This is a genomic window from Hamadaea tsunoensis DSM 44101 (assembly GCF_000428945.1).
Lineage (GTDB): Bacteria > Actinomycetota > Actinomycetes > Mycobacteriales > Micromonosporaceae > Hamadaea > Hamadaea tsunoensis.
This window is the reverse complement of record NZ_AUAX01000037.1, coordinates 17305-37235: the sequence shown is the minus strand read 5'-3', so window position 1 is coordinate 37235 and position 19931 is coordinate 17305. Positions and strand designations below refer to the sequence as shown.

At 74.3% G+C, this 19931-nt stretch carries 9 protein-coding genes and 1 pseudogene; 9 read left to right on the top strand and 1 reads right to left on the bottom strand.

Annotation, left to right across the window (positions count from 1 at the left end):
* Positions 1-15: 15 nt before the first annotated feature.
* The 6 genes and pseudogenes from G401_RS53710 to G401_RS50545 all read left to right on the top strand — a co-directional run.
* Positions 16-3759 (top strand): annotated as a pseudogene (locus G401_RS53710) (SDR family NAD(P)-dependent oxidoreductase); the annotation flags it as partial.
* Positions 3756-7775: a non-ribosomal peptide synthetase gene (locus tag G401_RS50560; protein ID WP_051367625.1), complete on the top strand. Its 4020-nt coding sequence runs from the start codon at positions 3756-3758 to the stop codon at positions 7773-7775. The pseudogene G401_RS53710 and the gene G401_RS50560, both read left to right, overlap by 4 nt.
* Positions 7762-12252, top strand: coding sequence for a non-ribosomal peptide synthetase (locus G401_RS50555; RefSeq protein WP_051367623.1), 4491 nt, complete (start codon positions 7762-7764; stop codon positions 12250-12252). Before G401_RS50560 ends, G401_RS50555 begins: the two co-directional genes overlap by 14 nt.
* Entirely contained in the window at positions 12249-13748 is a 1500-nt protein-coding gene (locus G401_RS50550; protein ID WP_051367621.1) for a GMC family oxidoreductase, read from the top strand. Before G401_RS50555 ends, G401_RS50550 begins: the two co-directional genes overlap by 4 nt.
* 261 nt (positions 13749-14009) lie before the next feature.
* The gene (locus tag G401_RS0135090) at positions 14010-14282 is read left to right on the top strand and encodes a GlsB/YeaQ/YmgE family stress response membrane protein (RefSeq protein WP_027346174.1); all 273 of its coding nucleotides are present in this window, start codon (positions 14010-14012) and stop codon (positions 14280-14282) included.
* Positions 14283-14449: 167 nt separating this feature from the next.
* Complete coding sequence (locus tag G401_RS50545; protein ID WP_084557972.1) at positions 14450-15835, top strand: carbohydrate-binding protein; 1386 nt, start codon at positions 14450-14452, stop codon at positions 15833-15835.
* Positions 15836-15887: 52 nt separating this feature from the next.
* On the opposite strand, the gene G401_RS50540 is transcribed toward G401_RS50545, so the two are convergent.
* Positions 15888-16562, bottom strand: a complete 675-nt coding sequence (locus G401_RS50540) for a dienelactone hydrolase family protein (protein WP_034594048.1) — start codon at positions 16560-16562, stop codon at positions 15888-15890.
* 177 nt (positions 16563-16739) lie between these two features.
* Here G401_RS50540 and G401_RS0135075 point away from each other — a divergent pair, with 177 nt between their 5' ends.
* The 3 genes from G401_RS0135075 (at position 16740) to G401_RS0135065 (ending at position 19896) form a co-directional block, all read left to right on the top strand.
* Positions 16740-17051 (top strand): winged helix-turn-helix transcriptional regulator, encoded by a 312-nt coding sequence (locus tag G401_RS0135075; RefSeq protein ID WP_051367618.1) that lies wholly within the window; start codon positions 16740-16742, stop codon positions 17049-17051.
* 217 nt (positions 17052-17268) lie between these two features.
* On the top strand, positions 17269-18708 hold the full coding sequence (locus G401_RS0135070) for an MFS transporter (RefSeq protein WP_027346172.1): 1440 nt from the start codon (positions 17269-17271) through the stop codon (positions 18706-18708).
* A 93-nt stretch (positions 18709-18801) separates the two neighbouring features.
* The gene (locus G401_RS0135065) at positions 18802-19896 is read left to right on the top strand and encodes a Gfo/Idh/MocA family protein (protein ID WP_027346171.1); all 1095 of its coding nucleotides are present in this window, start codon (positions 18802-18804) and stop codon (positions 19894-19896) included.
* Positions 19897-19931 lie beyond the last annotated feature (35 nt).

The following is a 19931-nucleotide window of genomic DNA, read 5'->3' as shown; positions in this document are numbered from 1 at the left end:
CGGGCGCGGCGGGCGGAGCCGATCGCGATCGTCGGGATGGGCTGCCGCTACCCCGGCGGTGTCACGACACCGCAGCAGCTGTGGGACCTCGTCGCGGCCGGGATCGACGCAATCGGCGAGCTACCGGCCGACCGGGGCTGGGACGTGGAAACCTTGTACCACCCCGATCCTGACCACCCTGGGACGACGACCACCCGGCACGGCGGCTTCCTGGCCGATCCGGGCGGCTTCGACGCCGCCTTCTTCGGCATGAGCCCCCGCGAAGCCACCGCCACCGATCCCCAGCACCGCCAGCTGCTCGAAGTCACCTGGCACGCCGTCGAGAGCGCCGGCATCGACCCGGCCGATCTGCGCGACTCCGACACCGCCCTCTACTGCGGGATCATGTACAGCGACTACGGCCGGCGACCGCGACCGCACCCGGTCGCGTACGAAGGGCATCTGGTCACGGGGAGCCTGCCGAGCATCGCCAGCGGGCGCGTCGCGCACACCCTCGGGCTGCGGGGTGCCGCCATCACGGTCGACACCGCGTGCTCGTCCAGCCTCGTCGCGGTCCACCTGGCGGTTCAGGCGCTGCGGGCCGGGCAGACGAGCCTCGCCCTGGCCGGCGGGGCCACCGTCATGGCCACGCCCGACACCCTCGTCGAGTTCGCCCGGCAGCGCGGCCTGTCCCCCGACGGCCGCTGCCGCGCCTTCGCCGCGTCGGCGAACGGCACCGGCTGGTCCGAGGGCATCGGCATGCTCCTTCTCGAACGGCTCAGCGACGCCGAAGCCAACCACCATCCCGTGTACGCGGTCATCCGCGGCACCGCGATCAACCAGGACGGGCGCACGAGCCGGCTGTCGGCACCGAGCGGGCCGGCCCAGCAGCGGGTGATCCGGCAGGCGCTCGCCGACGCCGGACTGCGGCCGGAGGACGTCGACGTCATCGAGGGCCACGGCACCGGCACGAGCCTCGGCGATCCGATCGAGGCCAACGCGCTCATCGCCACCTACGCCCCGGCGGACGCCGTCCGCGCGTACCCGCTGCGGCTGGGGACGGTCAAGTCGAACATCGGGCACACGCAGGCCGCCGCCGGGGTCGCCGGGATCATCAAGATGGCCGCCGCGATGCGCCACGGGATCGTCCCGAGGACGCTGCACGCCGAGACGCCCACGGCGAGCGCGGACTGGAATCCGAACATCGCGCTCGCCACCGCCGCCGAGCCGTGGCCCGCGACCGGCCGCGTCCGCCGGTCGGCGGTCAGCGGCTTCGGCATCAGCGGCACCAACGCCCACGTCGTCCTCGAAGAGCCGGCCACGCCCGCACGTCCCGTACCGCCCGCGACCGCCTTCACCCACACGACCTACTGGCTCGATCCCGCCACCACGGACGGTCCGAGCCTCCTGGGTACGCCGATCGACCTCGCCGGCCTCGACGAGCACCGGTACGCGTCCACGCCGGCCGCACCCGACCTGGCCGCCCTGGCCGAACACCGGGTGGACGGCGAACCGGTGCTGCCGGCGGCCGCGTACGCGCTGTGGGCCCTGGACGCCGTGCGGGAGACCGGTCGCGGGGCGGCCGTCGCCGGACTGAGCATCCATCGTGGACTGAAACTCGGGGCGCCCGTCCGGTTGCAGACCTCGGTCGGCGCGGACGGGACCGTGCGGCTGTTCGCGCGTACCGGGGCGGGGTGGGTGGAGCACGCGACCGCGAGGGCCGCCGCGGCACCCGGCCCTGCCGCTCCCCCGCCCGCCGACCTTCCCCCGTACTCCGTCGAGGACCTGTACGCCCGCGCACGCCTTCTCGGCCTCGACCACGGGCCCGGCTTCCGGGGCGTACGCCGCCTGTGGGCCGCCGGGACCGAGGCCGTCGCCGAGATCGAGGCGGACCGCCCGGCAGCCGTGCTCGACGCGTGCTTCCACCCGCTCGTCGTGCTGCACGCCGGGGACGAGCCGCTGCGGCCGGTCGGACTCGACACGTTCTGGCTGGCCGGCGACCTCCCGTCGGCCGTACGCTGCCGGGCCTCCTGGCGTGGCCGGGACGCCGGCGGCGACGCGCGGGCCGACCTCACGATCCTGCACCCCGACGGCTCGGTGCTCGGTCTCGCGACCGGTGTACGCCTGCGGGCCGCCGACACGGTCGCCCCCGCGCCCGCGTACGTGCTGCGATGGGAGGCGCTGGACGCGTCCGCCGCCGCCGGATCGGCCGCGGGCTGGCAGATCGTCGCCGCCGGGGAGGCCGAGGGCGACCCGGCCACCGCCGCGTACGCGGTCACGGACGCGGTCGCCGCACGGCTGCGGTCGGTCGTCGCGGAGCCCGGCCCGCCCGGGATCGTCGTGCTCTCCCGGGGAGCCGTCGCCGGCCCGGACGGGGGTCTCGAACGGCCGGAGCAGAGCCCGACCGTCGGCCTGGCCCGCGCGGTGGCCGCGGAGTTCCCCGATCTCGCCTGCGTGCACGTCGACCTCGATCCGGACGCCGTGGAACCCGGTGCCGACGAGATCCGCCGGTACGCCCACGCGCTCGGCGGCTCGGGCCGGCTGTGCCACCGCTCCGGCACCTGGTACGCCGCCCGCCTGCGACCGGCTCCGCGCGGCGACGGCCTGCCGGTGCGGGCCGACGGCACCTACCTGGTGACCGGCGGCCTCGGCGCGCTGGGCCTGAGGTCCGCGGCCTGGCTCGCCGGGCGGGGCGCCCGCACGATCGTCCTCACCGGACGGTCGGTCCCGGCCGAGCCGCCCGCCGCCGTCGGGGCGCTGCGGGCACAGGGGGTCACCGTCGAGCTGATCGCGGCCGACGTGGCCGATCCGGGCCACGTCGACACGCTCGTCGAGACGATCGGGCGTACGCTGCCGCCGCTGCGCGGGATCATCCACGCCGCCGGAGTACTCGACGACGCGCCGTTCACCCACCTGACCCCGAAGCGCTTCGCGACCGTCCTCGACCCGAAGGTACGCGGCGCCTGGCACCTGTCCGAGCGGACCCGGTCGGCGCCGGTGGAACTGTTCGTCCTGTACTCCTCCTTGGCCTCGGTGACCGGCTCGGCCGGCCAGGCGAACTACGCGGCCGCGAACGCCTTCCTGGACGCGTTGGCCGCGTACCGGCAGGGGCTCGGGCTGGCCGGGTTGAGCGTCGCCTGGGGACCGTGGCGCGACGGCGGCCTGGCCGACCGTGACCGCGTCCTCGACCGGCTCGCCGCGGCGGGCGTGCACGCCCTCGATCCGGCCGCCGCGCTCGCCGCCCTGGACCGGCTGGACACCGGCGCCGCCGCGGTCGCGATCGCCGAGGTCGACTGGCCGAGGTACGCCGTCGCGGGCGGCCGCCGGGTGCCCGACACCGTCCTCGCCGACCTCGCGGGTACGCCGTCCACACCGGACACCGGCCGGGCCGTGCCGCCGGGCTTCGCGCTGCCGGACGCCGCGCTGCCGGATTTCGTGGCGACCGCCGCGGCCGATCCGGTGGCGGCGCACGCCCTCGTCCTCGACCGCCTGCTCGCACACCTCGTGGACCTGCTCGGCCTGTCCGCCGCCGACCGCGACCGCATCCGGCCGGGCCTCGCCGCACAGCGCCTCAACGAGCTGGGCCTGGACTCGCTGCTGACCGTCCGGCTGCGCCAGGTCGTGCTGGCCGACTTCGGCGCCGACGTCTCCCCCGACGACCTGTTCGCCGGGGCGACGGCCGGCGAGGTCGGCGACCTGATCTGCCGCCACCTCGTGCTGCTCGGCGTGCGCGCCGAGGCCGACGCGGACACGACCGGGCTGGAGGTGCTGACGCTGTGATCGCCGGAGTGGACGGGCTGCTCGCCGAGCTCGCCGGCCGGGGGATCCGGCTCAGCCTCGCCGGGCCGGGCCAGTTGCGCGTGGCCGCCCCGCCCGGCACGCTCACGCCGGACCTGCGGGCGCTCATCGCCGACCGCAAGCCCGAGATCATCGAACTGCTCGCCGCGCCGCCCGGCCCGGCGGACCTGCCCCGGGCCGTGCCCGATCCGGCGGCCCGCGATCAGCCCTTCCCCGCCTCGGACCTGCAGACCTCCTTCCTCATGGGCAGCCGGCCGGGCTTCGAGTTCCGCGTACGCCCGCACCAGTACGTCGAGTTCGACCTGGACGAGCTGGAACCGGCGCGGTTCGAGGCCGCCCTCAACGCGGCGGTCGCCCGGCGGCGGGCCGACATCGTCGTGGCCCGCGAGGACCTGACGCTCCAGCCGGTCACCGACCTCACCCCGGTCCGGGTCACCGTGGCCGACCTGCGCGACCTGCCGCCGGCCGAGGCCGAACGGCGGATGCTCGCGACCCGTGCCGAACTGGAGCGCACCGAGCCGCCGCACGACGTGTGGCCCTGGCTGTTCCCGCACATCACCCGGTACGCGACCGCCGGCGGGACCCGGGACCGGCTGCACTACAACAACAACAACCTGTTCACCGACGCCCGCAGCGCCTTCGGCCTCGTGGACGAAGCCCTCCGCCGGTACGCCGAGCCCGGCTACGACCCGCCGGCGCCGGCCGTCACGTTCCGGGAGTGCGTACTCGCCCTCGCCGAGCTGGAGGAGTCGCCGGCCGGACAGCGGGCCAAGGCGTACTGGCACGACCGCATCCCGGGCTGGCCGGCCGCGCCCGAGGTGCCGCTGCGTACCGGGGCCGGGCTGCACGACCGGTCCCGGCTGACCCGCCGGGAACTGCTGTTCGCCCCCGAGATCTGGGACGGCCTGCGGCGCCACGGGACCGCCCGCGGGCTGAGCATGACCAGCGTGCTGCTCGGCGCGTACGCGGAGGTGCTGGCCCTGTGGAGCGGATCGCGGCACTTCCTGCTGAACAACATGGTGACCCACCGCCTGCCGCTGCACGAGGACGTCGGCGAGGTGTTCGGCAACTTCGCGTCGCTCTATCCGCTGGAGGTCGACTGGCGCCCGGCCGAGCCGATGGCCGCCCGCTTCCGCCGGTTGCAGGCGACGATCCTCGCCGACGTGAGCAACCTGGCCTACAGCGGCGTGAAGGTGCTGCAGGAGCTGAACCGCAGCCGCCGGACGCTGGGCCGGGCCGTGTGCCCGTACGCGATCGGCAGCGCCCTGTTCCTCGGCCCGGCGCGACGGCCGTTCCACAGCACCCTGGAGACGCCGCAGACGCTCATCGACACCGAGTTCTGGGAGCTGGACGACGGCCGCCTGTGGATCACCTGGGACGTCTACGAGGAACTGTTCCCGGCCGGGCTGATCGACGCGATGCAGGACGCGTACCGGCGGGCGGTGGAGCAGCTGGCGACCGGGGACGCCGCCTGGGCGGCGGAGGCGCTGGACCTCACCCCACCGGCGCAGGTCGCGCTGCGGGCGCGGATCAACGCCGCCACCGGCGTACCCAGCGCTGAACTGCTCCACACTGGACCGGATCGCAATGCCCGAACCAGGCCGGACCGCATCGCCGTCCGCACCGATGCCGGCGAACTGTCCTATGCGGACCTTCAGGCGAAGGCCAACGCGCTGGCGGCCCGGCTCGTCGCGGCCGGTACGCGCCCCGGCGGCATCGTCGGCGTCGTCCTGCCGAAGAGCCGGGACCAGGTGATCGCCGTGTACGCCGTCCTGACCGCCGGGGCCGCGTACCTGCCGATGGATCCGGGCTGGCCGGCCGAGCGGCTGCGGTTGCTGTGCGCGGACGCGGGCGTGTCGGTGGTCGTCGGCCACGCCCCCGTCGCCGGACTGCTCGACGGCGCGCCGGTGTCCGTCGTGTCCCCCGAAGGCGCAGCGCCCGTCGTGGACATCCCCGGCCCGGGTACGCCGGACGACCTCGCGTACGTCATCTACACCTCGGGCTCGACCGGCCGGCCGAAGGGCGCGCGGCTGAACCACCGGGGCCCGGCGACCACGATCGACGACATCCGGCGCCGGTTCGGGATCGGCGCGGACGACGTGGTGTTCGGCCTGTCCGCGCTGTCGTTCGACCTGTCGGTGTTCGACGTCTTCGGCACGCTGGCCGCGGGCGCGACGCTGGTGCTCCCGCCGGACGGTCCCGCCGACCCGGCCGCCTGGGTCCGCGCGGTACGCGAGCACGGCGTCACCGTCTGGAACTCGGTTCCGGCCCTCGCCCAGCTGCTCGCCGGTGAGGCCGCCGCGGCGGGCACGACGCTGCCCAGCCTGCGCGTGGTCCTGCTGTCCGGCGACTGGATCCCGGTCGACCTGCCGGACCGGCTGCGCGCGGTCGCGCCCGGCGCCCGGATCGTCAGCCTGGGCGGGGCGACGGAGGCGTCGATCTGGTCGATCTTCCACCCGGTCGGCGACATGGATCCCGAGTGGACGTCCATACCGTACGGTCGCCCGCTGGCCCACCAGTCCTGGCACATCCTGGACGACGCCGGCCGGGACGTGCCCGACTGGGTGCCCGGCGAGCTGTACATCGGCGGCGCCGGGGTCGCCCTCGGCTACCACGGCGACGAGGAGCGGACGCGGGCCGCGTTCGTCGCGCATCCGCGTACCGGGGAACGGCTGTACCGGACCGGCGACCTCGGCCGCTACCGGCCCGGCGGCGACATCGAGCTGCTCGGCCGGGCCGACTTCCAGGTGAAGATCTCCGGCTACCGGGTCGAGCCCGGCGAGATCGAGCACGCCCTGCTGCGCTGCGCCGGCGTCGAGGAGGCCGCGGTCGTCGCCCGCCCGTCGGCCGGCGGCAAGCAGCTCGTCGCGTATGTGGTCGGGGCGGCCGAGGGCGGGGCGCTGCGGCGGGAGCTCGCGGCCGGCCTGCCGGCCTATCTCGTCCCGGCGCACATCGTCACGCTGGACGCGCTGCCGCTGACCGGCAACGGCAAGCTCGACCGGGTCGCCCTGCGGCAGCTGGCCGCCGTGCCGCAGGACAGCGCCGTGGCGGTCGCACCGCGTACGCCGACCGAAGGCGCGCTCGCCGCGATCTGGCAGGACGTGCTCGACCGGCCGGCGATCGGCGTACACGAGGACTTCTTCGACCTGGGCGGGACGTCCTTCGCCGCGCTGCGCGTGATCAGCCTGGCCGCCGCGGACCTCGGGCGCCGCATTCCGCTCGGGACGCTGCTGGAACGGCGGACGGTGGCGCAGCTCGCGCGCTGGTGCGACGACGGCGCCGGCGCCCGGACCCCCCTGGTACGCCTGAGCGAGGGCGAGCGGCCGTGGTATTTCGTGCATCCCGCCGGCGGTGAGGTGCTGTGCTACCGGGGCCTGGCCGGGTTGACCGGCGCAGGTCTGTCCGCTCTGCAGGCGCCGCCCCCCGGCGAGCTGCCCGGCGGCATCGAGGAACTGGCCGCGCGGTACGTGGCCGAGGTACGCGCCGACGGGCCGGGGCCGTACCGGCTCGGCGGCTGGTCGTCCGGCGGTGTGATCGCCGCCGAGATGACCCGGCAGCTGGAGGCGGCCGGGGCGGTGGTCGAGGCGCTGGCCGTGCTCGACGTGCCGGCCCCGCTGACGACCCGGGAGGTCGACGGGCCGACGCTCGCGGCGTGGTTCGCCGAGGACGTCGAGGGTCTGCCGCCGGGCGCCGACCTGACGGCCGTCCGGCAGGTCTTCGACTGGGTGGTACGCGCCTGCTCCCGCTACCGGGCCGCCCCGATCAGCGCGCCGATGCTCGTGATCCGCGCCCGGGACGGCGAGGTGACCGAGTTCGCCGGGCATCCGCTGGCGGCGAAGGAGGACTGGGGCTGGTCCACGGTGACCACCGGCCCGGTCGCCGCCGTGACGCTGCCCGGTACGCACCACACGATGCTGTCCGACCGACACGTCCCCGCCGTGGCCGACGCGCTGCGGCGGAGCCGGACCGACGAGGGGGGAACCCGTGAGCGCGCATGAACTGATCGCGGAGCTGGGCCGGCGCGGCGTACGCCTGCGGGTCGGCACCGGGACCGCCGGCGAGTCGCTGGAGGTGCTCGCGCCGCCCGGCGCGGTGACGGCGGAGCTGCGCGACCGGCTGGCCGGTACCCGCGACGAGCTGATCGCCGCGCTGCGTACCACGCCGGGGTCGGATCTCGACGTCGTCGCCGATCCGGCCGGCCGGCACGAGCCGTTCCCGCTGACCGACATCCAGCACGCGTACTGGGTCGGGCGGGGGCGGGCGGTCGAGCTCGGCGGCGTCGCCTGCTACTACTTCATCGAGCTCGACGGCGGCGAGCTGGACGCCGGCCGGCTCGCCGAAAGCCTCCAGCGGGTCGTCGACCGGCACGACATGCTCCGGGCGGTCGTCGACGCCGACGGTACGCAGCGCGTCCTGCCCGGCGAGCTGCGCTACGACCTGCCCGTGGCGGACCTGCGCGACGGCGACGCGACCGCGGTGGCGGCGGCCCTCGACGCGACCCGGGCGGCGATGAGCGCCCAGGTTCTGCCGGCCGACCGCTGGCCGCTGTTCGACATCCGGGCGAGCCTGCTGCCCGGCGGGCGTACGCGGCTGCACGTCGGGCTCGACATCCTCATCCTGGACGGGCTGAGCCTGGAGCTGCTGTTCCGGGACTGGCGGGCGTTCTACGAGGACCCCGGGCACCGGCCGGAGCCGCTGCCTCTGTCCTATCGCGACTATGTACTGGCCGCCGAGCGGTACCGGACGTCGGCCGCGTACGAGTCCGCCCGCGAGTACTGGCTGGACCGGCTGACCGAGCTGCCGCCCGCTCCGGCGCTGCCCGTCGCGGTGCCGCCGGCGCAGATCGAGCACCCGGAGTTCACCCGGCGCCGGGCCGTCCTCCCGACCGCCGTGTGGCACGAGATCCAGCGCCTCGGCCGCCGGCACGGCGCCACCCCGTCCGGCCTGCTCGTCACCGCGTACGCGGAGGTGTTGCGGCGCTGGAGCGGCCAGGACGCGCTGACGTTGAACCTGACCCTGTTCAGCCGGCCGCCGCTGGCCGGGCTGGCCGACGTGATCGGCGACTTCACGTCGGTGTCCCTGCTGGCGATGTCCGCCGAACCCGCCGCCCCGTTCGGCGAGCGGGCCGCGGCCGCCACCCGGCAACTCCTGCAGGACCTGCGGCACAGCGCCTTCAGCGGCGTACGCGGGCTGCGCGAGCGGGCCCGGCGGCTCGGCGGCGGCCCGGGCGCGGCCATGCCGGTCGTCTTCACCAGCGCGCTCGGCGCCTCCCCGCACGAGAGCATGGCGTTCTTCGGCGACTACGTGTTCGGCCGCACGCAGACGCCGCAGGTGTGGCTCGACCACCAGGCCGGCGAGGACCCCGCGGGCCTCGTGCTGGTGTGGGACGCCGTCGAGGAGCTGTTCCCGGCCGGGCTGCTCGACGACATGTTCGACGCGTACACGGCGCTGGTCGCCAGCCTCGCCGGTCCGTCCACCTGGGACGCTCCGCCCGTCCTCGCGCTGCCCGCCTGGCAGGCCGCGGAGCGGGCGGCCGCCAACGCCACCGCCGAGGACATTCCCGCGGCCGCGCTCGGCGCGCTGGTCGCCGCCTCGGCCGCCGAACGGCCCGACGCGGTCGCCGTCGTCGACGCCGGCGGCGAGCTCACCTACCGCGACCTGCTCGACCGCGCCCGCGCGCTGGCCGGCAGCCTCGTCGCCGCCGGAGCCCGCCCGGGGGAACTCGTCGGGGTGGTCGCTGAGCGCGGCCGGGAACAGGTGGTCGCCGTCCTCGCGGTCGCGCTGTCCGGGGCCGCGTACCTGCCGGTCGATCCCGGCTGGCCGCAAGCCCGGCGCTTCGAGATCCTGCGGCGCGGCGGCGCCCGGCTCGCGGTCACCGCCACCGACCTCGCCTTCCCTCCGGAGGTACGCGTCCTGCGTACCACCGACGCCGCCGACGTCCCCCTGCCGGCGGTGTCGCCGGACGATCTCGCGTACGTCATCTTCACGTCCGGGTCGACCGGGCAGCCGAAGGGCGTGATGATCGACCACCGGGGCGCCGCCAACACCGTGCAGGACATCAACCGGCGGCACGGCGTCGGCCCGGCCGACCGCGTCCTGGCCCTGTCGTCGCTCACCTTCGACCTGTCCGTCTACGACGTCTTCGGCGTCCTGGCGGCGGGCGGCACGGTCGTGGTGCCCGACCCGCACCGCGCCCAGGACCCCGCCCACTGGACCGACCTTGTACGCGACCACCAGGTCACCCTCTGGAACTCGGTACCGGCGCTGATGCAGCTGTGGATCGACCAGCCGGACGTCGAGGCGGGCGCGCTGCGGCTGGCGCTGCTGTCCGGGGACTGGATCCCGGTCGGGCTGCCGGACGCGGTCCGGGCCCGGCATCCGCGTACCGAGGTGGTCAGCCTGGGCGGCGCGACGGAAGGTTCCATCTGGTCGATCGCCTACCCGATCGGCACCGTCCCGCCGGACTGGGTACGCATCCCGTACGGCAGGGCGCTGGCCAACCAGACGATGCGCGTACGGTCCGCGACCGGGCAGGACAGTCCGGTGTGGACGCCCGGCGAGATCGAGATCGAGGGCGTGGGGGTGGCGCTGGGCTACTGGGCCGACGAGGAAAGGACGGCCGACCGGTTCCGGGTCGACGAGGCCACCGGGCGGCGGGTCTACCGCACCGGCGACCTCGGCCGGTTCCTGCCCGGCGGCGACATCGAGTTCCTCGGCCGCACCGACTTCCAGGTGAAGATCAACGGCTACCGGATCGAACTCGGCGAGATCGAGGCGGCCCTGCGCCGCCAGGCGGGCGTCGCCGAGGCGGTCGTGACCGTCGGCACGAATCCCGCCACAGCCCACCGTGCCCTGGTCGCGTACGCCGTCCCGGCCGCCGGTTCCGACGACGGCGCCGACCGGGCCGACGGCGGAACCGACGCGCTGGCCGACGCGCTCGACGCGGGCCGGCGGCGGGCGGCGCAGGCGGCCGGCAGCCTCGCCCCCGAACTGGCCGGGTTCGCGGAACTGTGGCGCGCGATGGCGGTCGCCGCTCCCCTGGCGGTCGCGCGTACGCTCGCGCAGCTCGGCGCGTACGCGCAGCCGGGCGAGGCGTCGACCGCGGCCGGGCTGGCCTCGGCCCACGGGATCAAGCCCCGCTTCGGCGGCGTGCTGCACCGCTGGCTCGACCTGCTGGCGGCGGAAGGACTGCTGTCCACCGAGGACGGCGTGACGTTCCGGGCGGCCGAACCGCTGTCGGCCGAGGTGCTCGACGCCCGGTTCGGCGCCGCCCTGTCCCCCGTGGGCGACGGCGGCGAGCAGTCCGTCTTGCTGGGCTACTTCCGGGCCAGCACCGACCGGCTCGGCGCCATCCTGCGCGGCGAGGTCGGCCCGCTCGACCTGCTCCTGCCCGGCGGCTCGTGGGACGTGACCGAGGCCCTGTACGCGGCCAACCCGGTGTCTCGCGTACACAACCAGGTGGTCGCCGAGGTCGTCGCTTCGCTCGTCGCCGCCCGGCCCGGCGAGGTACGCGTCGCCGAGGTCGGCGCGGGCTCCGGCGCCACCACGGCCGAGGTGCTCCCGGCGCTGCCCGACGGCCGGTTCCGGTACCTGTTCACGGACGTGTCCACCTACTTCACCGACCGGGCCCGGCAGCGCTTCGGCGGGCATCCGGCCCTCGACTTCGCCCGCTGGGACATCGACCACGACCCGGTGGTCCAGGGCCTCCCCGCGGCGACGGCCGACGTCCTGATCGCCGCCAACGTGCTGCACGACGCGGCCGACCTGGCCGCGGCCCTGGCCCACCTGCGCTCGGCGCTGCGGCCGGGCGGCGTACTGGTGCTGCTGGAGGGGACCGAGAACTCGCCCGTCCACCTGGTGACCGTCGGCCTCATCGAGGGGCTGGCCCGCGGCGCCGAAGGCGACCTGCCGTTCCGCTCGGTGCCGCAGTGGCTCGACGCCCTCGCGGCGGCGGGCTTCACCGGCGCCGCCGCCATCGGCCCGCAGGGTCCCGCGGCGGCCGCCATGCCGCAGCACGTCATCGTCGCGCGGGCGCCCGGCGGGCGGTCCCGCCTCGACCCCGGCACGCTGCGCGCGGCGCTGGCCGACCAGCTGCCCGAGTACCTGGTGCCGCACCACTACGTCGTGCTGGACGCGTTGCCGCTCAGCGCGAACGGGAAGGTGGACCGGTCGAGGCTGCCCGCGCCGTGGCGGGACGCCGAGGCCACCCGCCAGGTCGCCGCCGGGGACGACGTGCAGCGGCGGCTGCTGGAGATCTGGGCCGACGCCCTGGGCCGCGCCGACTTCGGGGTCACCGACAACTTCTTCGAGCTGGGCGGCGACTCCCTGCACGCGGTACGCATCCTCGGCCGACTGCGGGACGAGTTCGGCCTGCACGCCGACGCGGACGACGGGCTCCAGGCGCTGTTCAGCAACCCGACGGTCGCCGAACTGGCCGCCGCGATGGGCGACCTGACCACCGGGAACGGCGGGTGAACCACTTCGACGACGTCGTGATCGGGGCCGGGACGGCGGGGTGCGTCCTCGCCGCCCGGCTCTGCGCCGATCCCGGACGGCGGGTCCTGCTCCTGGAGGCGGGCGGCGCCGAACCGCCGGCCCCGCGACCGCTCGGCCGGCCGGTCCTGTCCGGCCCGCACACCTGGGAACGCCAGGTCTTCCTCGGCGCGGCCGGCGTCCGCCCGGCGGCGTACCCGACCGGGCGCGGGGTGGGCGGTTCGTCGGCGGTGAACGGGGCGATCGGGCTGTGGCCGCGACCGTCCTACTTCGACGCCTGGGCCAAGGCCACCGGGTACGCCGAATGGGGCTGGGACGCGGTCCGCGCGGACGCCGCCGAGCTGGCCGGTCTGCTGCCGGTGCGGCGGCCGGACCGGCTCGACCCGGTCGCGCTGGCCTTCACCGGTGGCGGCCACGCCCTCGGCCTTCCCGTCCTCGGCGACGACCCGGCGGCCGACGCCTGGGCCGAGTCCGGTCGGCCGGCCGAAGAGTCGTGGCTCGCCCTCGTCCCGAGCGTGGCTCGCGACGGCCGGGCGGTGTCCACAGCGGACACGCATCTGCGGCCGGTGCGGGACCATCCGCGGCTGACCGTCTGGACCGGTGCGACGGCGTCGCGCCTGCGGCTGGGCGGCGATCGCGTGACCGGCGTCAGCGTCGTCCATGACGGGCAACCGGTCGAGGTGAGGGCCGACCGGGTCATCCTGGCGGCCGGGGCGCTCGCCACCCCGACGCTGCTCCAGGTCTCCGGCATCGGCGACCCGGCGGTCCTGTCGGCGGCCGGCGTACCGGTGGCGGTCGGGCTGCCGGGTGTCGGCCGGGGACTCGCCGAGCACGCCGTGATCGCCCTGTGGTCGGCGACCACCCCGGGAACCGGCCGGCCCGGCGACCCGTGGCACCCCGTGTATGCCCGCCTCGCCCCCGACCTCAGCCTGTTCCTGGCCGAGAACGTCGACACCGCGGGCCTGCCCGGCATCGGTACGCTGCTCGGCGGCCGGCCGGCGTTCTCGATCGCGACCGTGCTCACCGCCCCGGCGGCCCGCGGGCACGTGCTGATCCGGTCGGCCGATCCGGCGTACCCGGCCGAGGTGGTGTTCGGCCTGGCCGCCGGGGAGGACGCGGCCGGGGACGACGCCGAGCGGCTGGCGGACGGCGTACGCGTCGCGTGGCGGATCCTGCGCGGGCCCGCGTACGCCGGGCTGGTGGAAAGGACCCTGATCTGGACGGACCGGATGGTGGCCGACGGCGCGCTGCTGATCCCGGCCGTGCGCCGGTTCGCGACGCCGATGGGCCACGCGTGCGGGACGGCGCGGATGGGCGCGGACGCGGGTTCCGTCGTGGACGGCCAGGGCCGGGTCCACGGCCTCACCAACCTGTACGCGGCCGACGCGTCGGTCCTGCCGGTGGTGCCGGAGGTGCCGCCGCAGCTGACCGTGGCGCTGGTGGCGGACCGCATCGCGCGATCCATCCGCGCGGGGTGACGAACCACGGCGGTACGGCGGCCTACCACCCTGGTTCGAGATCGGATGCGGTCCTGGTCTGACGCTTCGGGACGCTCCACTGTCTACGATCGGCGGGAGTGGCGGGCCGGCGAACTCGGGCCCCACCCGGGCCCGCCACTTTCCGCCTCCGTCTCGCGGCCGTTGCCGAGGCGATGTTTGACCGGACTCCGCGCAGGGAATCAACACCGCGCGGACACAACGCAGCAATTGCGATCAAACATCCCCTCTGGAGGCACCATCATGACTGTCGCGGGCATCATCTCCGCCATCATCGTCGGTCTCGTCATCGGCGCCCTGGGCCGCCTCGTGGTACCGGGCAAGCAGAACATGCCGATCTGGCTGACCATCGTCGTCGGCATCGTGGCGGCCATCATCGGCACCGCCCTCGCGCAGGTCGTCGGCGTCGCGACCACCCCCGGCGTGGACTGGATCGAGCTGGTGTTCCAGATCGGACTCGCGGCGCTCGGCGTGTTCCTCATCGCCGGCGCGCGGGGTCGCCGCTCGATCGGCTGACCGCCGGCTCCCGTGGCCCGCACCCCCACCGGGGAGGCGGGCCACGATGCTGTTCCGGGCAGAAATCTTGGTCTTCCCGTGGGATTGACGTCGGTGTATAGTCGCGACCTATTAAGGTTATTAACAGTTTCTTCCCCAGCTCAGCCCCCAGCTCAGGAGGTAGGAACGTGCACCGACGAACCTTGGCCGCCCTCGCCGCGGTGGGCGCCGGAGCGCTCGCCGTCGCCGCCGCGGTCGTCGTCTCGGCCCCGTCCGCCAACGCCGCGCTGACCAGCAACTGGTACGCGTCCGCTCCGTACCTGATGCCGTTCGACAACAGCCCGCCGGACCCGGTCGAGGTCATGAACGCGACCGGCCAGAAGGCGTTCCAGCTCGCGTTCATCCTCGCCCCCAACGGCGGCGGCTGCTCGCCGACGTGGGACGGGACCCGGGCCGTGTCCGGCGACACCGACGCGGCCAACCTGATCAGCCGCATCCGCGCCAACGGCGGCGACGTGAGCGTCTCGATCGGCGGCTACGGCGGTACGAAGCTCGGCCAGACGTGCGGCACCCCCGCCGCCACGGCCGCGGCGTACCAGCAGGTCGTCACGAAGTACGCGCTCAAGGCGATCGACTTCGACCTGGAGGAGCCGGAGTACGAGAACGCGGCGGCCGTCCACAACGAGCTCGGCGCCGCGCAGATCCTGCAGCAGAACAACCCCGGCCTCTACGTGTCGGTGACCACCGCCGGAACCGCCGCGGGCACCGGCTGGTTCGGGCAGCAGATGTTCAACGACGCCAAGAGCCTCGGCTTCACGCCCGCGAACTACTCGATCATGCCGTTCGACGGCGGCTTCAACGGCGGGTCCAGCCAGACCGCCGCACTCGAGGCGCTCCACTCGCTGCTCATGACGACGTTCGGCTGGAGCAGCGACAACGCGTACGCGCACGAGGGCGTGTCGATGATGAACGGCCGCAGTGACGCCGGCGAGTACTTCCGGCAGGCCGACTTCCAGACCGTCCTCGACTACGCGACCGGTCACCACCTGGCCCGGTACACGTACTGGTCGGTCAACCGCGACCGGCAGTGCGCCGACCCGAACCAGAGCACGACGTCGGGTACGTGCAGCAGCGTGCCGCAGACCGCGTGGGAGTTCACGAAGTACACCGCCCGGTTCGCGGGTGCCACTCCGCCCACCACCCAGCCGTCGACCTCGACGAGTTCGGCGCCGCCCGGCGGCTGCACCGCGCCGGCCTGGGTGAGCAGCACGGCGTACACGGGTGGCGCGCTGGTGTCCTACAACGGCCACACGTGGAAGGCCCAGTGGTGGACGCAGAACGAGACCCCCGGCACCGCCTCGGTCTGGGTGGACCAGGGCGCCTGCTCCGGTACGCCGTCCTCGCCCCCGCCCACCGGAACCTGCACGGCCGCCGCGTGGGTGGCGACGACCGCGTACAACGGCGGTGCGGTGGTCTCCTACGGCGGCCACAAGTGGACCGCGAAGTGGTGGACCCAGGGTGACATCCCCGGCAACAACAGCCAGGGCGTCTGGACGGACAACGGCGCCTGCTGACCCGTCCTGCCGCACCGGCCCGGTCCCGCGTACGCGGGGCCGGGCCGTTCCGCTACCGGGCCGGGCCGGCGGAGTGCTCCCACGGCGCAAGCTGCTCGCCGAACCACTCCGCCGCCAGCGCGGCCACCTGTTCCAGGGTGCCCGGCTCCTCGAACAGATGGGTCGCCGTCGGGATGACCCGCAGCAGCGTCCGGCACCGCAGCGCCTCGCGGGCGGCCTCGTTGAGCCGGAGCACCTCCGGGTCGCGCTCGCCGACGAGGAGCAGGGTCGGCGCGGCCACCCGCGCCACGGCGGGGCCGGCCAGATCCGGGCGGCCGCCGCGCGACACCACGGCCCGGACCGCCAGCGGACGCTCGGCGGCGGCGACGAGCGCGGCGGCGGCGCCGGTGCTCGCCCCGAACAGGCCCACCGGCAGGGCGGCCGTCTCCGGTTGCCCGCCCAGCCAGTCGACTATGCCGATGAGGCGGTCGGCAAGCAGGTCGATGTCGAACCGCAGTTCCCGCGTACGCGCGTCCACGACCTCCTCCTCGGCCGTGAGGAGGTCGACGAGCAGCGTGGCCAGGCGGTGCCGGCGCAGCTCCGCGGCGACCGCCCGATTACGGGCGCTGTGCCGGGAACTGCCGCTGCCGTGCGCGAACAGCACGATCCCGGTGGCCCCGTCCGGCCTGTCCAGGTCGCCGTCGAGCGCCGCTCCCGCCGCCGGGATCCGGCACGCCGTCGTACGCATGATCGATCCCCGTCTTCGTTCGCGTTCCGGTCGTGGCCCTGCCCGTACCCCGCGCCGGACCGGTCAAACGAGATGTGTTGCCGCTCAGGATATTCATGGGCGGATGCATCGAGTTCGTAACGAACTAAAAATATAATAGCTTCGATACGAACTGACACGGTTCCACGGGGAGGCAGCATGCCCGGCGCGATCCATCACGTAGTCGCGGTCATCAAGTTGCGATGGTCGGTCAACATCCTCAAGGTGCTTCGGGGCGGCCCGATGCGCTACACCGACCTGCAACGGGTCATCACCCTCTCGACCGGCGAGAACGTCCACAATCGGCCGCTGACGGAGTCGCTGCGGCGGCTGGAGGACCGGCGCCTCATCGATCATCCGGCGGCCTCCGACGGCGGGTCCGTCTACCGCCTGACGCCGGTCGGCGCCGAGTTGGTCGACCTGCTCGGGCATCTCGAGGGCTGGAGCGAGCGGCACCTGACCCGGCCATGACGAGCAGATTCGTTTCAAGGTCGAAACATCTGCGCACTTCCTCGGGCGTGTTGTGCGCCGACATCTTGCCAGCGACCACGATCGGCGCTTACCGTATAGTGCGAGTCAGAACTATTTCCGCTGCATTGTTTTCAACAGAAGTGATCAACCGTGCGGCCGCCGACGGCGGACCCGGTCACGGGCGAATCGACGTTCGTCGAGGAAGGTGCAGGAGACAATGACCCAAGCAAGCCCCGTGCGGCATCCCGCGCTGGTGCTGGTGTCGCTGGCACTCGCCCAGCTGATCATCGCGCTGGACTACAGCATCGTGTTCGTGGCGCTGCCCGACATCGGTGGCAAGGTCGGCTTCTCCGGTCAGGACCTGCAGTGGGTGATCGGCGCGTACGGCGTCACGTTCGGCGGCTTCCTGCTGCTCGGCGGCCGCCTGTCCGACCTGCTGGGCCGGCGCCGGCTGTTCATGGTGGGCCTCGCCCTGTACGCGGTCGCCTCCGTCGCGGGCGGCCTGGCGACGGCGCCGGGCCTGCTGGTGGGGGCCCGCGCGGTGCAGGGCATCGGCGGCGCCGTCCTCGGCCCGGCCACCCTGTCGCTCATCACCACCCTGTTCAAGGAGGGCGCCGAACGCAACAAGGCCCTCGGCGTGTGGGGCGCGGCCGGCAGCTCCGGCATGGTCGTCGGCTCGCTGCTGGGCGGCGTGCTGACGCAGGTCTTCGGGTGGCAGGCGGTGTTCTTCGTGAACGTCCCGCTCGCCCTCGTCGTCGGCCTCATCGCGCTGCGGGTCGTCCCCGCGGACCCGCCGGGCCAGCGCAGCGGCGGGCTGGACCTGCCGGGTGCCGTCACGGTCACCGGCGGAGCCCTGCTCCTGGTGTTCGGGCTGGTCAACGGGCCGAAGGCCGGCTGGACCGACCCGGTGACGCTGGGCAGCTTCCTCGCCTCGGCCGCGTTCCTGGCGGCCTTCCTGGCGATCGAGTCCCGCACGGCGAACCCGCTCGTGCCGCTGCGGGTGTTCCGCAACAGGAACCTGCGCTACGGCACGCTGATCGCGTTCGTCTTCATGGCGACGTTCGGCGCCAGCGCGTACTTCATCACGCTGGCCCTGCAGACCGTCCGCGGCTGGAACGCGCTGAGCACCGGCCTGGCGTTCATCCTGCCGTGCGGCCTCATCCTCATCGGTACGCTCATCGGCGCCAAGATGTCGACGGCGATCGGCGTACGCAGCACGATCATCATCAGCCTGGTGATCGGGGCCGCCGGCATGGCCCTGTTCGCCGCGTTCCTCGGTGACGGCGGAACGTTCCTGCAGATGGTGCCCGGCATCGTCATCTTCAGCCTGGCGCAGGGCGTCATCTGGACCTCGATGTTCGCCGCGGCGACCACCGGGGTCGAGAACGAGCTGCAGGGCCTCGCCTCCGGCCTGGCCAACTGCGGCCTGCAGATCGGTTCGGCGGTCGGTCTCGGCGTGCTCGTCGCGGTCGCCGCCGCCGCGAGCGGGGCGAACCCGTCGCCGGCCCAGGTGTCGCACGGTCTCCAGACGGCGGTGTACACGGCCTCCGTTCTCATCCTGCTGTCCGTCGGCCTCGCCCTGGCGCTGCCCCGCGTACGCGCTCAGGCACCGCTGGCGCCCCAGGCGTCCCCGGTGGACGCGACCGCCGACGCGTAACCACCCCGCCGACCACCCCTCGGGCCGGGGCGGCAGCCGTGTGCTGCCGTCCCGGCACAGCCATGTTGTCCATATATCGGGAGATGTAAGTTAATGACAAGTGACTACAAACCGCTGGGTGTGGGAATCGTCGGCCTGAGCGCCGATCTCGGCTGGGCGATGCGGGCCCACGTACCCGCGCTGCGCGCCGTCGACGGGTTCGAACTGCGCGGCCTGGCCGCCACGACACCCGAGGCGGCCGCCCGGGCCGGGTCGGCGTACGAGGTGCCGCTGGCGTTCTCGTCGGTCGAGCAGCTGGCCGCGCACCCCGACGTCGACCTCGTCGTCGTGTCGGTACGCGTACCGCGGCACCGGGAACTCATCCTGCCGGCCCTCGCCGCCGGCAAGATGGTCTACTGCGAATGGCCGCTGGCCGTCGACACCGCCGAGGCCGAGCAGCTCGCGAAGGTCGCCGACGAGCAGGGTGTGCGTACCGCGACCGGGCTGCAGGCCACCTCCCTGCCGGCCGTGCGCTACCTGCGCGACCTCATCGCCGACGGCTACGTGGGCGAGGTGCTCTCCACGACGCTCGTCGGCTCCGGCGGCGGCTGGGGCGCCACCTACGCCGCCCGCAGCACGTACCTGGCCGACCGGTCCAGCGGCGCCTCGATGCTGACCATCCCCTTCGGACACACGCTCGCCGCGTTCACCCAGTGCCTCGGCGACTTCGCGTCGGTCAGCGCCACCACCGCCACCCGGCGGCCGACCGTGCACGTCACCGAGACGGGCGAGCCGCTGCGCTCGACCATCGAGGACCAGGTCGCCGTCACCGGCGTCCTGGAGTCCGGCGCCGTCGCCGCGCTGCACTACCGGGGCGGCAGCAGCGCGGGCACCAACCTGCTCTGGGAGATCAACGGCACCGAGGGGGACCTGCTCGTCACCGGCGGCACCGGCCATCTCCAGTTCGGCCAGTTCACCCTCAGCGGTACGCGTACCCGCGACGAAGCGCTCCAGCCGCTGCCGGTGCCGGCGCAGTACCGGCAGGTGCCTGGGGACGAGGTGTGGTCCGGGGTCGCCCACGCGTACGTCCAGCTGCGTACCGACATCGAGGAGAACCTGACGACGGTGCCGGACTTCGCCTCGGCCGTGGCGCACCACCGCCTGCTCGACCGGATCAGCCGGGCAGCCGCCACCGGTACGCGGCAGTAGGGGGCCCGGTGTTCGACAACTCACGCTGGGCGCGG